This window comes from Paenibacillus naphthalenovorans (assembly GCF_900099895.1).
GTDB lineage: Bacteria > Bacillota > Bacilli > Paenibacillales > NBRC-103111 > Paenibacillus_G > Paenibacillus_G naphthalenovorans.
In genome coordinates this window covers 351,407-370,313 of record NZ_FNDY01000001.1, presented here as the reverse complement: position 1 = coordinate 370,313, position 18,907 = coordinate 351,407, and the positions used below count along the sequence as shown (strand labels likewise).

Genomic DNA, 18,907 nt, shown 5'->3' with positions numbered 1-18,907 from the left:
GGGATTCCCCGATTAATACAGCGTCAAATATTGATCCCGCTCCCATTGATGAACCTGAGTGCGGTAAATGTCCCACTCGATCTCTTTCAGCTCTATGAAGTGTGCAAGTGCGTGATCGCCGAGCGCGTCGCAAATGACATCGTCGCGGAGCAGCTCGTCCAACGCCTGCTTCAAATCAAGCGGAAGACTTGGAATGCCTTGCTCTTCCCGCTCTTCTTCACTCATCACATAAATGTTGCGGTCCGTTGGAGGCGGCAGTTGCATTTTGTTCCGGATGCCATCGAGACCGGCCTTCAGCATGACCGCCAGAGCCAGGTAAGGATTCGCCGCCGGATCCGGATTCCGCACTTCCACGCGTGTGCTGACGCCGCGGGATGCAGGAATACGAATCATCGGGCTGCGGTTGCTTGCAGACCAAGCCACATAACAAGGCGCCTCATAACCTGGTACAAGCCGCTTGTAGGAGTTGACCGTCGGATTGGTTATTGCGGCAAAAGCGCGGGCATGCCGCAGTATGCCGGCCATGTATTGTCTGGCTGTCTCGCTTAAGCCCAGCTTATCGCTCTCATCATAGAACACATTCTCTTTGCCGTTGAACAATGATTGATGGCAATGCATTCCGGACCCGTTCACTCCGACCAAAGGCTTCGGCATAAACGTGGCGTGCAGACCGTGCTGTCTGGCAATGGTTTTGACGACCAGCTTGAAGGTCTGAATTTGATCCGCGGCTTTAATCGCGTCCGCATATTTAAAATCGATCTCATGCTGACCCGGAGCCACTTCGTGGTGAGATGCTTCGATTTCGAATCCCATTTCTTCCAGCGTAAGTACAATTTCACGACGGCAGTTCTCGCCAAGGTCGGTTGGTGCCAAGTCAAAGTAGCCGCCCTGGTCGTTTAATTCTGTCGTCGGATTGCCCTTCTCGTCGGTTTTGAACAAGAAAAACTCAGGCTCAGGCCCGACGTTCATTGCGGTGAAGCCCATTTCTTCGGCTTCTCTCAATACGGATTTCAGAATACCGCGCGGGTCGCCCGGGAACGGACGGCCATCCGGCAAATACACGTCGCATATTAAGCGGGCAACACGGTCTTCCGTTACCCAAGGGAACACGACCCAAGTATTCAGATCGGGGTATAAGTACATATCCGATTCTTCAATGCGCACATAACCTTCAATCGAGGAACCGTCGAACATCATTTTGTTATCGAGGGCTTTCTCCAGTTGACTTACAGGAATTTCCACATTTTTGATGGTTCCAAGCAAATCTGTGAACTGAAGTCGAATGAACCTTACGTTTTGTTCCTTGGCGATGCGCAGAATATCTTCTTTGGTGAAATTCTTATCTGTCACTGTGAAATCTCCTCCTTAAACTAAGTGGCAAAATTAACGGAGCATGCCCGGTACGCTTGAAAACGGTACCGGACATGCTCCGGTCAAAGCCTACTTTCTGAAAAAACGGGATAATTCTCCCTGGATCAAGGACACTTGATTAGGACGCCGGCCTCCACCCAAGAGCTGTTGTTTCAGTATCCGGTGAAGCTGCGTGTCGCTCAGCTCTCTACGCTTGACTTCCGTCTGCTCATTGAGTATGGTAGCATCCTCGGAATCCTTATCAACCGGCAGCAGCACCTGCTTGATCCCGGCGATGTTAACGCCTTTCTCGATCAAATCCTTGATCTCGAGGAGACGTTCTACATCATTAAACGAATACAACCTTTGGTTTCCTCCGGTCCGGGCCGGGATGACGAGCTCATGCTGCTCGTAGTACCGGATTTGTCTGGCGGTCAAATCGGTCAGCTTCATTACGATGCCGATCGGAAAGAGCGCCATATTTCTGCGGATTTCATCAGTCATGACCATCACTCCTAAGCTACTCTGGAACCTTACCTCTATTGTAACCTTACCGGAAAACATATGTCAAGCTGTGTTAGGTTTATGCCATATGTTATTTTTGATTACAGCGGCTAACTTCCTATAGCAATAAGTCCTGCTCCTGAGCAGCAGCCGTCAGAGCTTGTCCGCGGCTTTGGCAAGTGAAATAGCTGGCCGAGCTGCGGGAATTAAGCGAGCAGTCCCCGGTCGATCATGTTTTGAATGGCCGTCAGCACACCCATCTTGCAATGGGAGTAGGTTAATCCTCCCTGCATATAAGCGATATAGGGCTCCCTGATCGGAGCGTCGGCAGACAGCTCCAGGCTTCCGCCCTGGATAAAGGTACCTGCAGCCATAATGACGGGATGCTCGTAGCCGGGCATGTCCCATGGTTCCGGCACGACGTGAGCGTCAACCGCGGCGGCTTGCTGAATCCCTTGTACAAAAGCGATTAAATGCTCGGCGCCCGTGAATTGAATCGCTTGGATAAGATCGGTGCGAGGGTCGCTCCAATGCGGGCTTGTCGTAAATCCGAGCAGCTCGAACACCGCGGCGGCGAACACCGAGCCTTTCACGGCTTGTCCAACCAGATGAGGAGCCAGAAACAAGCCTTGATAGATGGATCTTGTCGTACCGAGCATAGCCCCGACTTCCCCGCCGATCCCCGGAGCCGTTAATCGATACGAAGCCAGCTCTACATACTTGGCTTTGCCCGCGATATATCCCCCGGTCTCCGCCAAGGCTCCTCCCGGATTTTTAATCAGCGAGCCCGCCATCAGATCGGCACCGACCTCGGTCGGCTCGGTCAGCTCTGTGAACTCACCGTAGCAGTTATCGACAAAGACGATGATATCGGGACGGATTTCCTTGACAAAACGAACCATCTCGGCAATCCGGGAAACGGTGAAAGACGGCCGCCAGGCATAGCCGCGCGACCGCTGGATTCCGATGACCTTGGTGCTCGGGCCGATCCGGCGGGCAATTTCGGCATAATCGGGCGATCCGTCCTCGAGCAATCCCACCTCGCCATACGAAATTCCCCAATCCTGCAAAGATCCGTTTCCGTCACCCGGTTTCCCAATGACCTTATGCAGCGTATCATAAGGTCTTCCGGTGATCATGAGCAGCTCGTCACCCGGCCGGAGCACGCCGAACAACGCCGTGCCGATCGTATGGGTTCCCGATACGAAATGGGGACGGACCAGGGCCGCTTCCGCCCCGAACACATCGGCATATACGAGATCCAGCACTTCACGGCCGCGGTCGTTATACCCATAGCCCGTAGAAGCGGCAAAATGATAATCGCTCACTTTGTGCTTTTGAAAAGCGCGAATGACCTTCCATTGATTCCGGTCGACCACACGGTCAATATCTTTCAGCTTCTCCTCGATTTTTTGCTCAGCTTGCTCCATCAAACGGAGCACTCGATCCGTAAACATACCCTAGACGTCTCTCCCTTGTTCTCCCTCAGCAGGCCGGACTGCATCGTAGGCAGCCAGCATATAACCGATTTTATCGAATGCCTTGTGATTTACTCTTACCTTAAACAGCATATCGCTGCCGTCAACCTCATTCTCAAGCACCTCGCCAATGCGGTAGACCAGCGAGATCATATCCCCTTTGTCCGCCGGAATCCGGAAGGAACGGCTGCCGCCCGTCATACGGGCTTCAATCCGCTCTTTGAGCCGAAGTAAATCTTCCTCCCGAAAAGCGGATATTTTCAGGAATTCCCCTTCCGTCGTCAGCATATCGGCCTGCTCCGGCGGGCAAAGATCGATTTTGTTGAATACCGTTATCCGATCTTTCCCGTGGGCGCCCAGTTCTTCAAGCACTTGGTCGACCACCTGCATCTGGGCTGCCATCATCTTGGAAGAGCTGTCCACAATATGCAAAATCAAATCGGCTTCGCAGACTTCTTCCAATGTGGCCCGAAAAGCAGCGACCAAATCATGCGGCAGGTTCTGAATGAAGCCTACCGTATCCGTAACCACGATCTCCAATCCGTTTGGCAGCTTCAGCGAACGCGACGTCGGATCAAGCGTGGCAAACAGCTGGTTCTCGACATATACATCCGCATGGGTCAGCTGCCTCAATAATGTCGATTTACCCGCGTTCGTATAGCCTACCAGCGCGGCTTGATACACACCGGACTTCTTGCGTCTTTCCCGGTGCAGACTCCGATGCCGGACAACCTCCTGCAGCTGCCGCTTCAGCTCGCTGATCCGGTTGCGGATATGACGGCGGTCTGTCTCGAGCTTCGTTTCCCCGGGACCGCGCGTTCCGATACCTCCACCGAGCCGGGACAGATTTTTGCCCTGACCGTACAGCCGCGGCAGCAGATAGGTCAGCTGGGCCAGCTCCACCTGAATAATCCCCTCCCGCGTTTTTGCGCGCTGCGCGAAAATATCCAATATGAGCTGTGTCCGGTCGATGATTTTGACATCCAGAAATTGCTCCAGATTCCGCACCTGAGCTCCCGAGAGCTCCTGATCGAAAATGGCGGTATTCGCCCCGGTTTCCTCGATCATGGCTTTGAGCTCCTCGGCCTTGCCCCTGCCGATAAACCATTTGGAATCGGCATATTCCTTATTTTGCGTAAGCGAGCCGAGCACTTGTACCTTTGCCGTCTCCGCCAGACTGGCGAGCTCGGAAAGCGAAAATTCCGGATCATAGGCTTCCCGCATTTTTTGCTCAGCGGTGACGAGACTGACCAGGATGGCCTTTTCCTGTGCGTTCGGCATCACTTCGTAAGATGTTTTTTTCATATATGTTTGTTTTTCTCCTTTTTATAATCTCCACTGCTTCGTACTGAAGCAAGAAACAGGAATAAGGAACGTTCACGTTCATTGTAAACGTCCCATCGCCGAATTACAATTCAATGATGAATTTATAATGATTCTTTCCGGACTGAAAGCGTTACAAACCCTCTTGATGACTCCTAACCGTATTTTTATAAGCCGATTTGTTTTTTTCTAAACGGATTCGTCAGCTGATCTTCATAGAGATTAAAATCCTGCGGGAGCAAATTCATTAAATCCTGTTTGTTCGGCTTCTGGGCTTTGCTTAACAACCGGACCGCCTGATACCGTATGGCTTTCTCAATCAGATTTCTGACATATCTCGCGTTGCTGAAATGCAGCTCTGTCAGCTTTTGAATATAAAGATGCTCTTTTATTTTTTTTATCGTCTCGGGCATTAACACATATTCGCGTTCGGAAGCCATTTTCTCCGATATCTTGATCAGCTGATCCACTTGATAATCAGGAAAATCAACTTGAATGGGAAATCGTGATGGCAGCCCGGGGTTCGTTTGCAGGAAATGATCGATCTCATCAGGGTACCCGGCCAGGATCAGGATAAAGTCGTTCTTGTGATCCTCCATGGCCTTGACGAGGCAGTCAATGCTTTCCTTGCCAAAATCCTTCTCTCCGCCCCGCGCCAGGCTGTAGGCCTCATCAATAAACAGAATCCCGCCCAGCGCCTTTTTGACCATTTCACGGGTTTTTAGCGCCGTATGGCCTATGTACTCTCCAACAAGGTCTGCACGCTCCACCTCGATCAGATGCCCTTTGGACAAGACGCCCATCGATTTAAACAGCTTGGCAACGATTCGGGCCACTGTCGTTTTGCCTGTCCCCGGGTTTCCTTTGAAAATCATGTGGTACACATGAGACCCCGCATGCAGGCCGGCTTCCGTTCGAAATTGCTTGATTTGAAGCACCGCATATATTTGGAAAATCAGTTCCTTAACATCTTCAAGACCAATCATGCCGTCAAGCTCTTTAAAAATGTCCGAAAATGTTTCGAGATGCGCAGGTATGGTTTTCCCGTTAATTTCGATCATCTGCGCTGCAGGCGGTTCCTGGTTGTTGAAGACAACATTAATTTGACGGTCCCTTTTGGTTATTTTACGCGTGTCCTCCTCCATCGCTCTCACCTCTTCACTCATTTTATGCATCAAGCCGCTGTGATCATGTTTTAAACTTTTGGCGCTTGTACTAAGGCTTCCTATTTTTGAATAGGGGATGAGACAATAATCGACACATCCTTCTGTTTACTCACGTGACTTTTGTATAATAAAATTGAACTGACGAACTTATGGGCGGGGACGATCACGATGGACCGAAAAGAGCTGGAGATTGAAGACATTGTTGAACAGCGGGGTATCAGTTTGGGAATGTTCAAGGAATGGAATAAGGAAAGCATCAATAACGAACCAGAAAGCTTATTTATAAACGCGAGCTGATAATCAATGAGGCGGCCCCTAGGGACCGCCCTTTTTTTCGTAAGGCATCAACCTCACTTTGAGATGATGATGGAGAACAGTTTATAATATACCAAGTTTGGCTGCAGCCTTTTGTCATATTCGGATCTGATTCAGTTTACGGTCCAGCACATAAATGTTTCCGTTCAGATCAGAGTAAAGCCTGCCGTTCAGGTCGCTCTATTTCTCGACTTTGCCGTCCGTTTCAATGCGGTATATACCGTGAGCCCCATTTTCTTGATCCCGAGAAAACCGGTTATACGTTCCGATCACCAAGCTCCCATCCTTTTCAGCACTGACCACCTGAATATCGTGAGTATTCAATTGATCATTGATGACGTGACAGTACCCTTGGCTTTGGTCAAAGTCAATTCGCCCGCAAGATCCGCGTTTCTTACAGTGACCTCTTCCGGTGCGGTATGGATCACCCAAGAGGCCCCATCCTGATTTTTTTAGCGCTTCACCGGATCGTATCCACCGGCTCATCGATACGCCATCCTTTGCCTTCGACATAGCGCAATTTAATTGTTTTTTCTTCAAATTCATCAAAGAGCGGTACTTGGAAACGGAAGGATCTCGTTCCTTTGCCGTCTTGGATTAATGTCGCCTTGGCATCTGCCCAGCCCGTCATACTTCCGCCGTCAGCCTCAGGTTGGGCCAATTTCCCTTCAATTTCCACAATAGAGCCGTTCTCCGTCTGCTTTTTCCAATAAGCCTCCGCCTGTTCAGGCGTATAGATCTCTTCGATATAGGAGATGAATTTGTCCTTCGTATCTAAATCGCTGCCCATCCAACGGTAAGGATGTTCTTTCCCCGGAACGGAAAAGGACTCGCTGATGTGTTGTCCGTCGCCGCCCAGCAGAACAGCTGCAATACTTAGAATAAACCCGGTGGCCATGAAAGCAGCGAAGACATCCAGCTTCTTCTTGTGTTTAAGCAGATGAACCAGGGTATCGATCAGTGGAATTAATGTAGCGATGGACAGAGCCGCTACTTCCGACATATGATTCTCCAGGACTTTGAAGACCCATACCGGCAACCCGACATTGATGAATAAAGAAATGAATATCCCTCGTATCACCCTTTTCCGATCCATCTATTACAACCCTCTCTCATTCGTATACAAGCCGTGTAAACCAAAAGGAATGTGATGAGGAACCTCAGCCCGTCCTACCTCCTCCAAGTTGCGGGCATTACATACTAACAAATAGGACCTTCCTTTCAAGCCGTCCAAAACTACGGAAGCAAGAGGCCGTCATCCTCCGCTGTTGCTCCGGGAGAAGGAACAAATCCCGGTTCACCCGGATAACTGCCTTCTTTATGCCAAATCCAGGATTCACCTGTATGCGTATCGATTTTGATCAATTGGTTGCTTACGTTTTCCGGACGAAGCTGACTTGTGCTGATTCCATAGGCATAACGATATTCCCGTCCGTTAAAGCGTTGATAAGGAATAGCCGGAAGCTCTATCGTTTCGGGAGACAATATCTCAATCCGCGCATTAGATGTACCAGGAAGCAGAGTGAATCGTTTGAACTTGGGATGGGACTGCGCCGATTTCTCTCCCATCATTTGATCAATAAACAAATTGTTCACTGCAGCGGCGTTTTCCGACATACAAACATCCACAATAATATCGGAACCCTTCTCATATGCATTAATCTCGTGGTAACCAAAACCCGCATCGCCTTCCACCATTTCTTGCTCCAATGTTGTTAGGCCCATGTGAAATGTTTGCATAACTTCCTCCTATTGCTCGCTTTTTTTAAGCGTACCAACCATGAAACGGAACATATCCTGCAGCTTCGCAGCCTGACGATCCGGATTTTTGTCCAGCAGCTGGTTTATGCGTAATCCATAGGACAAGGTGACAAACATGGAAGCAAAGGATTTGGCATCTACATCAGCCGGTATGGCGCCGTGCTCTTGCCCAACCTTGATCCATGCTCAGACAACAACAAAGAATTTTGATGTACTTCTTCCAAAATCGCTACCGTTTTCATATTATGTCTTTGGCTTAATAAATAAATAAATAAAAATGAGATTACTTACTTCTCTCTCAGCAAACGAGGATACAAGAGCTTGAACAGGCTTCCGGACATCCTTGTCCTTTGATTGATTAACCTTCATGGAAGCTATGATTTAATTCCTCCATATAGCCTAATAGAATTTTCCCGAACAGCTCATCCTTGCTTTACACATAATGGTATATTGCTCCTTTAGACAAGCCGGTTCTTTCCATAATGTCCTGCAGAGTCGTTTGTTGACATCCCTTTTCTTTAATCAGCTGCTCGGTCGTCGATAAAATAAATTGAAATGTATTTTGATCCATTTTTTCACTTTTTTGAAGAGCCCTCTTCATCGGATTTGCATTACGCCAGGCTAACGATTAGTTCACGCAGGGGAAGTTCTTCCATGGAACTCAAACGCTGATCATACTCCCCGAACTGAAGTTTGGCGGTAACGCTGTTCGGTACAATCACGCACCACATGCCAGCACGCTTGGCCGCAAGCGCTCCGTTAGGCGAATCCTCGAACGCTACGGCCGCCTCAGGACGTACGCCAAGCCCCTCCAACGTCTTCCTGTACAGCTCAGGGTCCGGTTTGACCTTGGTCACATCATCGGACGTACGAATGCAATCAAACCACGGAAGGAGACCGAAACGCTCCAAATAACCGGTAACCCATGCTCGCGATGAGCTTGAGGCCAGGCCGACGCGCAGACCCAGTTCTTTCGCTTCCTGCAAATAGGCGCGAACGCCCGGACGTACGTCCGCATGCCGCATTTTCTCCTCATAGGTCATCTTGTGCCTTTGACGTGCTGCCTCCCTATCCCATGCCCGGCCTATTCGCGCTTCTAAATCATCATAAGGATTAAAGGCTTCCGGTCCGGTTCCGATGCATTGCCCCCAAATGTCAAGAGTCAGTTCACAGCCGTGCTGCCGGTACATCTCTTGAAACGATTCAAACTCCGGCGTCTCCGTATCCACAATCAGCCCGTCGAAATCAAACACCACCGCTTGGATCACGTTCGTCATCTCCCTTCATTCCTTGTAAACTATCGTACTATGTCCGGAGTTCCTTGGATAGCATATTTTTTCTTCTAACAAAAAAGCGCCTGCCTTCCGGGGCAAGCGCAGCACGCAGCCATCAGGACTCCGCCGCCAGCGTCAGCTTCTTCTTATACACCCATTTGGATAACGAAATGCTGAATTCATAAAGCAGCAGCAGCGGGATAATTACCAGAATATCGGATATGAAATCCGGCGGCGTGACCGTAATGGAAACGACAACCAAAACAAAATAGGCAACTTTTCTCGCTTTCGCCAGCTTAACAGGATTAATCAGCCCGATTTTCGTCAAAAACATCACAATCGCCGGCATTTCAAACAGCAGCCCAAACGGTAAAGTAAGGTTCAGCATAAAACGGAAATATTTGTCCGCCGTATACATCATCAGTACTTGATCCTGGGCCATTTCCTTCATAAAGGAGAGCACCATCGGAAATAAAACAAAATAACCGAAAGAGATCCCTGCAGCAAACAGAACGGCAAGAGCGGGAATGAAAGCGAGCGCCGCCCTTCTCTCATCGGGCTTTAACGCCGGTTTGACAAAGCCCCATGTCTGGATGCCTGCAACAGGTATGGTCACCGCAATCGCAAACACGCCGGAGATCATCAGATACACCCACAGCAAATCGGTCGGACCCAGTACGGTAAGCCTGCCTTCCATGTCGCGAACCAGCCAGGCATATATCGGTTTGGCATATAAAAAGGCGGCGGCAAGCGCAACCAGGAAGGAGCACAAAGTCACGATCAAACGCCTTCTCATTTCTTCCAAATGAGTGATTACTTGCAATTCCTGATCTTGTTGTGCCATGAGATTTCCTCCGTAATCAAAAGATCGCTTCCGGTATGAAACAAGCGGAGGGGGTTCGCTTGTCCACCGGAAGCGCGCATATTGGCTTGCATTAAGACTGTGTTTTCTCGACAGCAATCAAGTGAGGCTTGGTTTCAGCCGGCGAAGCGTTGGCAACGGCAGCGGAGGCGGGTTTCTCCTGTGTCTTGTCGTTATCGGTCTTCTCTTCGTCTCCACCGATCAATCCCTTCGTGGCGCTTTTAAATTCACTCAAGGTACGGCCAAAAGCTCTTCCGAGCTCGGGAAGCTTGGACGGTCCGAAAATGATTAAGGCAATGATTAAGATTAAGATCAATCCGGGAATCCCGATATTACCAAACGGCATGTAAAGTCAGCTCCTTATTAAAATTGAAAACCGGTAATCGCGATCACGGCCGGACGAGGCATCGTATCTCCCGGACGGCGCGGCCAAGTGCTGGTCGGTTTGCTTGGATCTGTCGTGTTTTCACCCGGATGCTGCACGGCGAGGAACAAGGTGCTTTCATCGGGTGTAAACCAGGGGCCTGTCATCTCGGCTTCGACCGGAGCGGAAGCAAACTGCATCGCAACTCCCATATTCGGACCCGTTGTCGGGATCACAAACATGCCGTTGTTGGCAAACGAAGTGAATACTCCCTTGTTCAAGCTGCCTGAAGATATATCGGTTACTGTCCACAGATTGCCGTTGCTGTCGAAGGTAAGGTTGTCCGGCGCGCTGAAGCCGCTTTGGCGTCCGCCTGCGGCAAAAATCTCAAAGTCAAATTCCATCGCGCCAAGGTCACTGTCTTTCTCAAAGAAGCGGGTGATGTGCCCGTGAATGTTCCCGTGATTGTCATTGTTGGTGTGAGCTACGAAGAAGGTATTGTCAAAAAGACAAATTTCGATGTCCTCAGGACGATCCGTCGGCGTTGCGCCAAGAATCAAGGCCGCTTCGTGCGTATTCACACAAACATCCGCCTGCGTCTGGAATTTGGCCGCGAGCTCTTCTTTTGTCGCTTTAATCAGGCTAGGCACCTTGAATTTTTCATCCTTCAATGCTTTCTGGACGGCTTCGATAGTAAGAGCAATCCACTTGCCTTTCTTCAAATCCGCAGCGTAGAGCGTTCCTTCCGTCAGCAGAGCCGTATTGGCGCGACCCATTTCGGGTACATAATTGTTCTTGGAAACGAATTTGTACACACAGGCATCCTTCTTGTCGTCTCCCATGTATACAACGACACGGCCGTCTTTGCTAAGGCCCATCGCCGTATTCTCATGGTTAAAGCGGCCGAGCGCGGTGTGCTTGCGGATTTCAAATGTCGGATCAAACGGATCGACTTCCACAACCCACCCGTAGTGCGTAGCATCCAGCCCCGCTTGTCCGGACGTCTCTTCAAAGTTTTCCTCACAGGTCAGCAGCGTGTTCCACAGCGTCATGCCGCCGGAACAGTTCGCGAATGTTCCCTGAACATTCACCGCCCCATTCACCGCCTTCGTTCCTGCAGCAGGACCCACTAATTTCGTTGGCGTCAAACCGGTCACGCGGCGTGCGTATTTCGATTGGGTGTCGAGCTTCCAGACCCCTTTTTCGTCGCGGCGCACTTCGATGACCGACCCGCCCTGAACATACAGCATTTTCTTGATCTGCTCCGCCGTATAATTCCCGTCGGCGCCCGGCTGGCCATGGACGAACACATCGCTGGAGTATTCATGGTTTACCCACAGCAAGCCGTGCGTATTGGAGCCGTCGATCGGAAAATAGACGGTAAAATCATTGTTAAAACCAAACGTATCTCCTGCTTCGTTAATGACGTCTCCGTACGCAGCCACCACATCGTATTTAAATCCTTTTGGAAGAATCACATCGTCTACCTTACTGTGCGCAATCGGCTCAAAAAAACCGGACACTTTGTTGCTTTTGTAACCAAACAAGTGGTCAGCCGTCCTGGCGGCATAGGCTTTATCGCCGCCGGTCAGGGACCCTAGTCCGGCAGATGCGGCGGCCAGCGCAGCCGTACCTGTACCCAAATAAGCAAGAAACTTTCTTCTGTTCATCTCCATACCATTACACCGTCCGTTTCTCCGTATTGGTAATGATTGTTTTCAAAGCTATCATACGGGTCAAACGTAAAAGGAAGATTAAGGCGGTATGGATTTTTTGTAAATGAGCGTATGAAAATGCATTGTATATTCATCTATTTTATCGTATATTTATTCATGAATTGTCGGATATAACCTATAAACGAGGAGTCGAACGAGACATTGAGCACGGCCTTTTTTTCATATATCGAGTCATTGGCCCTGAGGACATGGCCCGCGGAGACGGAAGAATACCACAACGGTTGGTTTTTTCGGGCCTCCGGCGGGATCACCAGACGGGCGAACAGCATCTGGACATCCGACGGCACAGGGCCTTGGCAGCTGGATGACGCCAGGCCCAAGATGGCCGAGGCATTCTACCGGAAGCACCTTCTTCCCTTGCGATATCATATCAGCGACGCATCGCCCGCGGGCTTGGACGCTTGGCTGGAGCGGCAAGGATATGCAAAGGAAACCCCATGCTCCGTAATGATCGCCGATACGGACGAGGTTTGCGAAAGGACCGAAGCATCCCGTAACACCAAAATCAAAACGGTCGTCCAGCATCGGCATGACCCGGCGTGGGTGGAGCATTTTATACATATGGAAGGGTTTAAATCCGAGGCTGCCGGTTTTTATGACGGCTTATTCCATCGGGTGAAGCCCGACAAAGGGTTTGTGAGCCTGATTGACGGAGAGCGGTGCGTTGGGGCAGGTATGGCCGTTGCCGAGGATGGTTGGGCAGGTTTCGTCAATGTTGTGATTCATCCTCAGGAACGCGGCCGCGGACTGGGAAAGCTGCTTCTGCACGAATTGGCCCAGTGGAGCCGCGACCATGGAGCCTCCCGATTGTACTTGCAGGTCATGAACGACAATGCCCCCGCGATTCGGCTGTATAGCAGTACAGGCTACAAAAGACTCTACGGGTTTCATTATCGTACACAGACTTCATCATAACTTTATGCATAAAAAACTCCCTGTTCCGTAAGCTTTCAGCAGCATACGCAGCAGGGAGTTTCAGTAAATACACTTATGATTTTTTCTCATCCTGAGGCTTGCTGTTATCTTCTTTATCCCCGGATACGAGGCCGCGAGTGGATTCCTTAAATTCGCTCAGCGTTCTGCCGAAGGCTCTCCCCAGCTCGGGAAGCTTGGACGGTCCGAACAGCAGCAATACTACGATCACGATCAATACGAGACCGCCGATACCGATATTACCAGGCAAGTCATTCCTCTCCTTTACGTTCAAACAGGTGTAGCTTTATTATATCAGCTTGTTTATGGAAAAGAAACCGTTCCCGCATTGTGCCTCGCCAACCTGCCATTCTATTCCGCTATTCAGATTTCCGTCTGCTGTCCGAATACCATCCTGACCTTGTCCCACTGCCATTTGGTTAAGGCTAATGTCTCCCTGCCTTTATGCCAGGCCATCATGAGCACCCTGGAATCCATTGGCGAGACCGCGGGGTCTTCATATCCCAGAAACCGGGCGATATCGAGCGCCCTTACGGCGTGATAACGGTGAGTTATAATGACGGACGAGGTCCAGCCGTTACTGCGCATGATTTTTTGGCTGAACAGCATATTTTCGTAAGTGTTCGTTGCTTCATTTTCCAGGTAGATGTCGCTCTGGCGGACCCCCTTATCCACCAGATAATTGCGCATGCCTTCCGCTTCCGTAAGCTCGGCGTTCGCATGATCGTATCCGCCGGATACAATAATATGTTTAATGGTACCCGATTCATACAATTGAACCGCACGGTTCAAGCGCTCCTGTAATGCCGGACTCGGTTCCGTTTGCCACAGTGCGGCGCCTAGCACGATCCCTACCTCTTTGGGCGGGAGCTTGCCTTCCGGCAAGCTGGCCATCTTCCATTGAATGAATAGCACCCACAGGAGAGCGATGGCCGTAACCATCAGCATCACTTTGACCGGAAACCTTAAAGCTTTCGCCAACCGGGGCGCAGAATTTCCTCTTCTTACCTTCACTTTCAAACCGAACACTCCCATACCCCAATCATTTCAAAAAACGCTCCACCGCTGCAAATAATTGCGGCGCTTCCGGCTCCATGCAAATCAGATGACGGGAATGAGGAAAGTAAATCAATTCCCTTTCCCCCTTCAGCTTGCGGTAAATATACTCCGCGCTTCGGGGGTGTACAATTGGATCCCGTTTTCCTTGAGCAATCAGCGTCGGTACCGTAATCCGCGGCAGCTCACGCAGCTTCGTATAACGAGCCAGCTTCGTAAATTGAAGGGCTGCAGGAAGAGGCGTATGTTTAATACGGTACAATGGCTCCAAGTCCCTGCAGCGGAGGCGGCCGGCCAAATCGCGAATAAACAAGTACGGGCTGAAGTAAATCGCCGCGGCATTAAGCAGCACCAGCCTGCGTACTGGGAAGCGGTTGGCCAGATAAGCGGAGAGGAGTCCGCCCATGGAAAAGCCTACTACCTCAATCTCCCCAAACTGCCGCGCAAGCCGATCGGCCTCCCGCGCAGCCGCTCTCAGCCAATCCCGCCATGTGACGTCACCGAGTCCCTTCAAGCCTTGATCATGACCAGGCAGCGTAGGCACATGACAATGAAAGCCTTGCTCGCGCAAATGCTCGGCCAGGGGCATGACCTCGTAAGGTCCGCCGGTAAATCCGTGCAGCAGCAAACAGCAGCGGCCATCTAATGACGGCGTGCCGGGAGCGGATGCCGAAGCATCCGGTTCAGGGCAGCCGCTAATATGAAGCGTCATAAGTACTTCTCCCCTTTAATGACGATGGAAGTTGTCGTTTCGTTCCGTTCTCCATAAAAATATTTAACCACAGCCGGATACATACGACTCTTTCTCCCCGGGTTTGATGTCAAAAAAGCAGCGTGGCGAACCACGCTGCTTTCTATTTTTCAGTTATCTCTATCGATTGGATCGTGACTTTCTCCGTCGGTACGCTCGGCGTCGGCTCATTCCCTTGCTTCACCGGTGTAGCGGCGATGTTCAGCACAACATCCATGCCCTCCACGACTTTGCCGAAAATGGTATATTTCTTGGGCAGGCCTTTGCTGTCCTCGCCCGTACAAATGAAAAACTGGCTGCCGTTCGTGTTTTTGCCCGAGTTCGCCATAGCGACAATGCCCGGCTCATATTGATGAGGCGAATTCAGTTCATCCTCGAACTTATAGCCGGGACCTCCCGTTCCATTGCCGAGCGGGTCGCCGGTTTGGATCATAAACGACTGGATGATCCGGTGGAACGTGATGTCGTTATAGAAGCCTTCTCTCGATAGGAAGACAAAATTGTTAACCGTCTTCGGAGCGTCTTTGGCGAACAGCTCGATCGTGAATGTGCCTTTGGAAGTCGTCACCTTCGCATGATACGTTTTGTTCGGATCAATCTTCATCTCTGGAGGAGATGACCAGGATTTCTTCCCGGCCGGCTCTTGGGCCGATGCATTTTGCCCGGCAGGCTGGCCGCCGCTTTGAGGAGCGTTCCCCGTATTCGAAGGCGCTGTTTTCGTACCGCAGCCCGTCATCATCAGGGCCAGGAGCGCCGCAGTGCAGAACCAAATGGCTATTTTTCGTAATCGCAAAGCTTTCATCCTTAGCAATTCACTCCAATGCTGTTATGTCGAAATGCGGTTAGTATCCGGTGTTCATTATACTACGGATGTACGCAAAATTAAAAAACCAAACGAAGTGCCTCATTACTGCCTTTGAGCGTTCGAAGCTCAGCGTACCCATCCTGGTATCGGCTCCTCAGGTATGACGGCCCCAGGCTCGGAGGCCGGCGGGAACTGGATACCGGGTCCGCCGGAGCCGTCTGCCGGAGGAGCCGGCCCTGTGCCGCCGGTACCATTATCGGAGTCTGTGCGGGGTTCATCGGTGCCGGCGCCGCTACCGTTTTGGCCGCTATCCGGTGTACGTTTGCCGCCATTCTGACGGCCTGGCCCCGTCTGCCCTCCCGGACCATACCCGTTCCCCGGTCGATCGGTTCCCGGCAGGCCTGTTCCCGGTCTCTCTCCCGGCCTTGTTCCAGACTCTCCAGTGTCTGGGTATTCCGTTCCAGGATCATTCGGATCCGCTTGCTCTTCATTCGGATCCGTACCCGGCAGCTCCGGATGCAAAGGATTCGAATCGTCGCCTTGCTCCGGAACCGTGACGGATACTACGTTGGAACGCGGGCCTGCCGTATTGTTTTCCCCATTCAGCGGCACAACAACATATTGATAAGTATCCGGCTGTATGGCGGAAATATCGTTTACTTCCGTTGCTGTCGTGGTGATGAGAGGTTCTGCCGGGAAATCCTGCATGTTGCTGTCCTTGCGGAATAATTGATACGATACCCCGGAGCCCACGCCGCTCCAACGGAGATGGACCGATCGTTTATCCTGTTGATATTCCGCCGTCAAGTCACCGATTGCTTTTGGAGGCGCAGCAGGCTCCTCCACGCCGGCCGGCCTCTTAAATGACCTGACCGGACGATTCATCAGCGATTTCTGCATCACTTCTTTGAAGATCGCCGCGGCGCTGCCGCTGCTCATCGATACATAATGCTTCGAATCGGTCTTGTCGAATCCCATCCAGACCGCAGCTGTCCATTCCGGGGTATAGCCGACAAACCACAAGTCCCGCATGTATCGTTCCAACCCTTTGATATCCAGCTGCGTCGAGCCGGTTTTACCTGCAACCGGACGTTCGAATTTTGCCGCCGTACCGGTTCCCCCGGGTTCAACCACCGTTCGAAGCATCTGGGTCATATACCAAGCCGTTTTGGCGCTCATCACAGGCGACTTCCGCTCTTCTTTAAACGAAGCCACCTCACCCTTGTCATTCGTAATTTTGATAATCGCATGAGGTTTGTTCATATACCCATTGTTGGCAAATGCGCTGTAAGCTCCGGCCATTTGAAGCGTGGTTACACCTTTGTGCAATCCCCCCAGCGCAATGGCCAGGTTGTTATCCTCGGGCGTCAGCTCAATTCCCAATTTGCGGACGAAATCCCTGCCGGTCCTGACCCCGATCTCATTCAACAGATCGACGGCAGGCATGTTGATCGATCTTCTGATCGCTTCCTGCATGGTGACCTCGCCGCGATAAACGCCATCGTAGTTTCTGGGCGAATACCCGTTGTACGATCTCTGTTCGTCTCTAAGCCGCGAGTATGGCGTATACCCTTTTTCTTCAATTGCAGGCGCGAAGACCACAAGCGGTTTAAACGCCGAACCCGGCTGTCTAGGTTGAGACACGGCACGGTTCAACCCGCGCGTCACATAGTCCCTTCCTCCGATCATGGCGACGATGCCGCCATCCTCATTATTCAGAATGACCATGCTGCTTTGCATTTTTTGCTGCGGACCGTCTTTTTGGAAAAATTTATTATTCGCATACGTTTGTTCCATGATTCTCTGAGCTACAGGGTCTAAGGTCGTGTAAATCTTATACCCTCCCCGCAGCAAATCATCTTCCTCAAAGCCGTACATATCCTGCGCTTCCTTGAGCACATAGTCGATATACGTTTGGTAATTGCTTTCCGCCACACCCTTCGGAGGCGTATACTCTACGGCGGCCGCTTCCGCCCGCTGCGCTTCGGTAATATAGCCTTGCTCCTGCATCAGTTTAAGCACAACCGCCCGGCGCTCCATAGATTTTTCAGGATCGTTCAACGGATTATATGCATTCGGCGCCTTGGGCATAGCGGCGAGCGTTGCCATTTGCCATAATTTCAGTTGATTTAAATCCGACACGCCGAAGTATACTTTGGACGCCGCTTTCACACCGTAAGCTCGCTTGCCAAAATAAATACGATTTAAATAATAGCTTAAAATTTCATCTTTCGTATATCTTTGCTCGAGCGCTACCGCAATAGACATCTCCGTCGCTTTGCGGAAAAACGTTTTGTCCGAGCTCAAGAACACGTTTTTGGCCAACTGCTGCGTGATCGTACTGCCGCCCTCCACCATGCTGCGAGCGACGATATCCTTGACCAAAGCGCGGCCGATGCCCAAAAAGTCAACGCCTGCGTGTTCCTCGAACCGTTTGTCCTCCGTGGCAACAAAAGCTTTTTTCAGCAGGTCCGGAATTTCGGACGAATCTACATTCTCCCGGTTTTCCACTTTCAACGAACCCGCTTCCTGCCCATGCACATCATAAATGTGGGACGCTTCGCTAAACTCTAATTTATCCAAATTTTCGGTCAAGATCCGGTTGCCGTTGACGATAATAAAGATATACACTCCCATGGCACAGATCGCCGCCACTGCTCCTGCAACGAAGGTCCACCAAAACACTTTTCCTATCGAAACTTTCTTTGCCTTCTTTTTGACCTTGCCCGACGCCGGTTTTTTCTCCATGGATGCTTTTCTCGGTGTCTTGCTGTTTCTTTCCGTCATGCCCCGACTCCCTTTCTTTATCTGTCTCTTGCGTTTTACAGGATCTGAACCTGCAGCACTGCCTCTTAAAGAAAGAACAACCCAAGGAATCAGGGTTGCTCAGGGAAATGTATTCTAATAGACGTACCGGATGACCAAAATGTTGCTTCCAAAAATTTGTGCTCTTGGCGCAGTCAAACGTGATTACTCGCCGCTTTCCGGCTGCTGCATCAAAGAAACCGCACGCTGCGGGGTAAAGGTCGAGATGGCATGTTTGTATACCATTTGCTGACGGCCTTCACTATCAATGATAATGGTAAAATTATCGAATGCGCGAATCACGCCGCGAATTTGAAACCCATTGGTCAGATAGACGGTGACTGGAATGTTCTCCTTGCGTAGTTGGTTTAAAAACGTGTCTTGAATGTTGATCGTCTTATTCATCCATGGGCCCCCTCCAAAA

General features: G+C 50.7%; 20 protein-coding genes and 1 pseudogene. 2 read left to right on the top strand and 19 right to left on the bottom strand.

The window, feature by feature from the left end:
• Positions 1 to 12: 12 nt before the first annotated feature.
• From glnA to BLT35_RS01865, 5 genes are all read right to left on the bottom strand, one after another.
• Positions 13 to 1,350 (bottom strand): type I glutamate--ammonia ligase, encoded by a 1,338-nt coding sequence (glnA, locus tag BLT35_RS01885; protein WP_062408738.1) that lies wholly within the window; start codon positions 1,348 to 1,350, stop codon positions 13 to 15.
• Between the two features lie 90 nt (positions 1,351 to 1,440).
• Positions 1,441 to 1,854 (bottom strand): MerR family transcriptional regulator, encoded by a 414-nt coding sequence (locus tag BLT35_RS01880; RefSeq protein ID WP_054818215.1) that lies wholly within the window; start codon positions 1,852 to 1,854, stop codon positions 1,441 to 1,443.
• A gap of 206 nt (positions 1,855 to 2,060) precedes the next feature.
• Entirely contained in the window at positions 2,061 to 3,311 is a 1,251-nt protein-coding gene (locus tag BLT35_RS01875; RefSeq protein WP_074726872.1) for a methionine gamma-lyase family protein, read from the bottom strand.
• A gap of 3 nt (positions 3,312 to 3,314) precedes the next feature.
• A complete protein-coding gene (gene hflX / locus BLT35_RS01870; RefSeq protein WP_074726871.1) occupies positions 3,315 to 4,637 on the bottom strand; it encodes a GTPase HflX in 1,323 nt (440 codons plus the stop codon).
• Positions 4,638 to 4,822: 185 nt separating this feature from the next.
• Positions 4,823 to 5,830, bottom strand: coding sequence for an AAA family ATPase (locus tag BLT35_RS01865; RefSeq protein ID WP_437438523.1), 1,008 nt, complete (start codon positions 5,828 to 5,830; stop codon positions 4,823 to 4,825).
• 111 nt (positions 5,831 to 5,941) lie between these two features.
• Here BLT35_RS01865 and BLT35_RS26715 point away from each other — a divergent pair, with 111 nt between their 5' ends.
• Positions 5,942 to 6,118 (top strand): hypothetical protein, encoded by a 177-nt coding sequence (locus BLT35_RS26715; RefSeq protein WP_175471905.1) that lies wholly within the window; start codon positions 5,942 to 5,944, stop codon positions 6,116 to 6,118.
• A gap of 198 nt (positions 6,119 to 6,316) precedes the next feature.
• On the opposite strand, the gene BLT35_RS01860 is transcribed toward BLT35_RS26715, so the two are convergent.
• The 8 genes and pseudogenes from BLT35_RS01860 to BLT35_RS01820 form a co-directional block, all read right to left on the bottom strand.
• Entirely contained in the window at positions 6,317 to 6,568 is a 252-nt protein-coding gene (locus tag BLT35_RS01860) for a hypothetical protein (protein ID WP_054818213.1), read from the bottom strand.
• A gap of 28 nt (positions 6,569 to 6,596) precedes the next feature.
• A complete protein-coding gene (locus BLT35_RS01855; RefSeq protein ID WP_062408741.1) occupies positions 6,597 to 7,232 on the bottom strand; it encodes a DL-endopeptidase inhibitor IseA family protein in 636 nt (211 codons plus the stop codon).
• 3 nt (positions 7,233 to 7,235) lie between these two features.
• A pseudogene (locus tag BLT35_RS01845) lies at positions 7,236 to 7,834 on the bottom strand (carotenoid oxygenase family protein).
• A 496-nt stretch (positions 7,835 to 8,330) separates the two neighbouring features.
• Complete coding sequence (locus BLT35_RS01840) at positions 8,331 to 8,468, bottom strand: helix-turn-helix domain-containing protein (RefSeq protein WP_175471903.1); 138 nt, start codon at positions 8,466 to 8,468, stop codon at positions 8,331 to 8,333.
• A 40-nt stretch (positions 8,469 to 8,508) separates the two neighbouring features.
• Positions 8,509 to 9,165, bottom strand: a complete 657-nt coding sequence (locus BLT35_RS01835) for an HAD family hydrolase (protein WP_054818257.1) — start codon at positions 9,163 to 9,165, stop codon at positions 8,509 to 8,511.
• A 121-nt stretch (positions 9,166 to 9,286) separates the two neighbouring features.
• A complete protein-coding gene (tatC, locus tag BLT35_RS01830; protein WP_054818256.1) occupies positions 9,287 to 10,015 on the bottom strand; it encodes a twin-arginine translocase subunit TatC in 729 nt (242 codons plus the stop codon).
• A gap of 91 nt (positions 10,016 to 10,106) precedes the next feature.
• A complete protein-coding gene (tatA, locus tag BLT35_RS01825; protein ID WP_062408742.1) occupies positions 10,107 to 10,379 on the bottom strand; it encodes a twin-arginine translocase TatA/TatE family subunit in 273 nt (90 codons plus the stop codon).
• 17 nt (positions 10,380 to 10,396) lie between these two features.
• A complete protein-coding gene (locus tag BLT35_RS01820; protein ID WP_074726870.1) occupies positions 10,397 to 12,073 on the bottom strand; it encodes a PhoX family protein in 1,677 nt (558 codons plus the stop codon).
• Between the two features lie 234 nt (positions 12,074 to 12,307).
• Between BLT35_RS01820 and BLT35_RS01815 the strand changes: the two genes are divergently transcribed.
• On the top strand, positions 12,308 to 13,048 hold the full coding sequence (locus BLT35_RS01815; RefSeq protein ID WP_175471902.1) for a GNAT family N-acetyltransferase: 741 nt from the start codon (positions 12,308 to 12,310) through the stop codon (positions 13,046 to 13,048).
• A gap of 73 nt (positions 13,049 to 13,121) precedes the next feature.
• Here the strand turns inward: BLT35_RS01815 and tatA (BLT35_RS01810) are convergent, their stop codons facing one another.
• The 6 genes from tatA (BLT35_RS01810) to hfq form a co-directional block, all read right to left on the bottom strand.
• Entirely contained in the window at positions 13,122 to 13,316 is a 195-nt protein-coding gene (tatA, locus tag BLT35_RS01810; protein ID WP_062408745.1) for a twin-arginine translocase TatA/TatE family subunit, read from the bottom strand.
• A gap of 113 nt (positions 13,317 to 13,429) precedes the next feature.
• Positions 13,430 to 14,101, bottom strand: a complete 672-nt coding sequence (locus tag BLT35_RS01805; protein WP_254777493.1) for a SanA/YdcF family protein — start codon at positions 14,099 to 14,101, stop codon at positions 13,430 to 13,432.
• A gap of 7 nt (positions 14,102 to 14,108) precedes the next feature.
• Positions 14,109 to 14,834 (bottom strand): alpha/beta hydrolase, encoded by a 726-nt coding sequence (locus BLT35_RS01800; protein ID WP_083351145.1) that lies wholly within the window; start codon positions 14,832 to 14,834, stop codon positions 14,109 to 14,111.
• 142 nt (positions 14,835 to 14,976) lie between these two features.
• Positions 14,977 to 15,675 (bottom strand): peptidylprolyl isomerase, encoded by a 699-nt coding sequence (locus BLT35_RS01795; protein WP_074726868.1) that lies wholly within the window; start codon positions 15,673 to 15,675, stop codon positions 14,977 to 14,979.
• Between the two features lie 129 nt (positions 15,676 to 15,804).
• A complete protein-coding gene (locus BLT35_RS01790; RefSeq protein ID WP_083351144.1) occupies positions 15,805 to 18,465 on the bottom strand; it encodes a PBP1A family penicillin-binding protein in 2,661 nt (886 codons plus the stop codon).
• Between the two features lie 183 nt (positions 18,466 to 18,648).
• Positions 18,649 to 18,888, bottom strand: coding sequence for an RNA chaperone Hfq (hfq, locus tag BLT35_RS01785; protein WP_054818203.1), 240 nt, complete (start codon positions 18,886 to 18,888; stop codon positions 18,649 to 18,651).
• Positions 18,889 to 18,907: the final 19 nt, after the last annotated feature.

Bases quoted from the DNA above. Each gene is read 5' to 3' on its own strand.
- BLT35_RS01880 (WP_054818215.1), bottom strand. From the start codon at position 1,854: ATGACTGATGAAATCCGCAGAAATATGGCGCTCTTTCCGATCGGCATC.
- BLT35_RS01875 (WP_074726872.1), bottom strand. From the start codon at position 3,311: ATGTTTACGGATCGAGTGCTCCGTTTGATGGAGCAAGCTGAGCAAAAA.
- hflX (WP_074726871.1), bottom strand. From the start codon at position 4,637: ATGAAAAAAACATCTTACGAAGTGATGCCGAACGCACAGGAAAAGGCC.
- BLT35_RS01865 (WP_437438523.1), bottom strand. From the start codon at position 5,830: ATGCATAAAATGAGTGAAGAGGTGAGAGCGATGGAGGAGGACACGCGT.
- BLT35_RS01855 (WP_062408741.1), bottom strand. From the start codon at position 7,232: ATGGATCGGAAAAGGGTGATACGAGGGATATTCATTTCTTTATTCATC.
- BLT35_RS01840 (WP_175471903.1), bottom strand. From the start codon at position 8,468: ATGGATCAAAATACATTTCAATTTATTTTATCGACGACCGAGCAGCTG.
- tatC (WP_054818256.1), bottom strand. From the start codon at position 10,015: ATGGCACAACAAGATCAGGAATTGCAAGTAATCACTCATTTGGAAGAA.
- tatA (WP_062408742.1), bottom strand. From the start codon at position 10,379: ATGCCGTTTGGTAATATCGGGATTCCCGGATTGATCTTAATCTTAATC.
- BLT35_RS01820 (WP_074726870.1), bottom strand. From the start codon at position 12,073: ATGGAGATGAACAGAAGAAAGTTTCTTGCTTATTTGGGTACAGGTACG.
- BLT35_RS01805 (WP_254777493.1), bottom strand. From the start codon at position 14,101: ATGGGAGTGTTCGGTTTGAAAGTGAAGGTAAGAAGAGGAAATTCTGCG.
- BLT35_RS01800 (WP_083351145.1), bottom strand. From the start codon at position 14,834: ATGACGCTTCATATTAGCGGCTGCCCTGAACCGGATGCTTCGGCATCC.
- BLT35_RS01795 (WP_074726868.1), bottom strand. From the start codon at position 15,675: ATGAAAGCTTTGCGATTACGAAAAATAGCCATTTGGTTCTGCACTGCG.
- BLT35_RS01790 (WP_083351144.1), bottom strand. From the start codon at position 18,465: ATGACGGAAAGAAACAGCAAGACACCGAGAAAAGCATCCATGGAGAAA.
- hfq (WP_054818203.1), bottom strand. From the start codon at position 18,888: ATGAATAAGACGATCAACATTCAAGACACGTTTTTAAACCAACTACGC.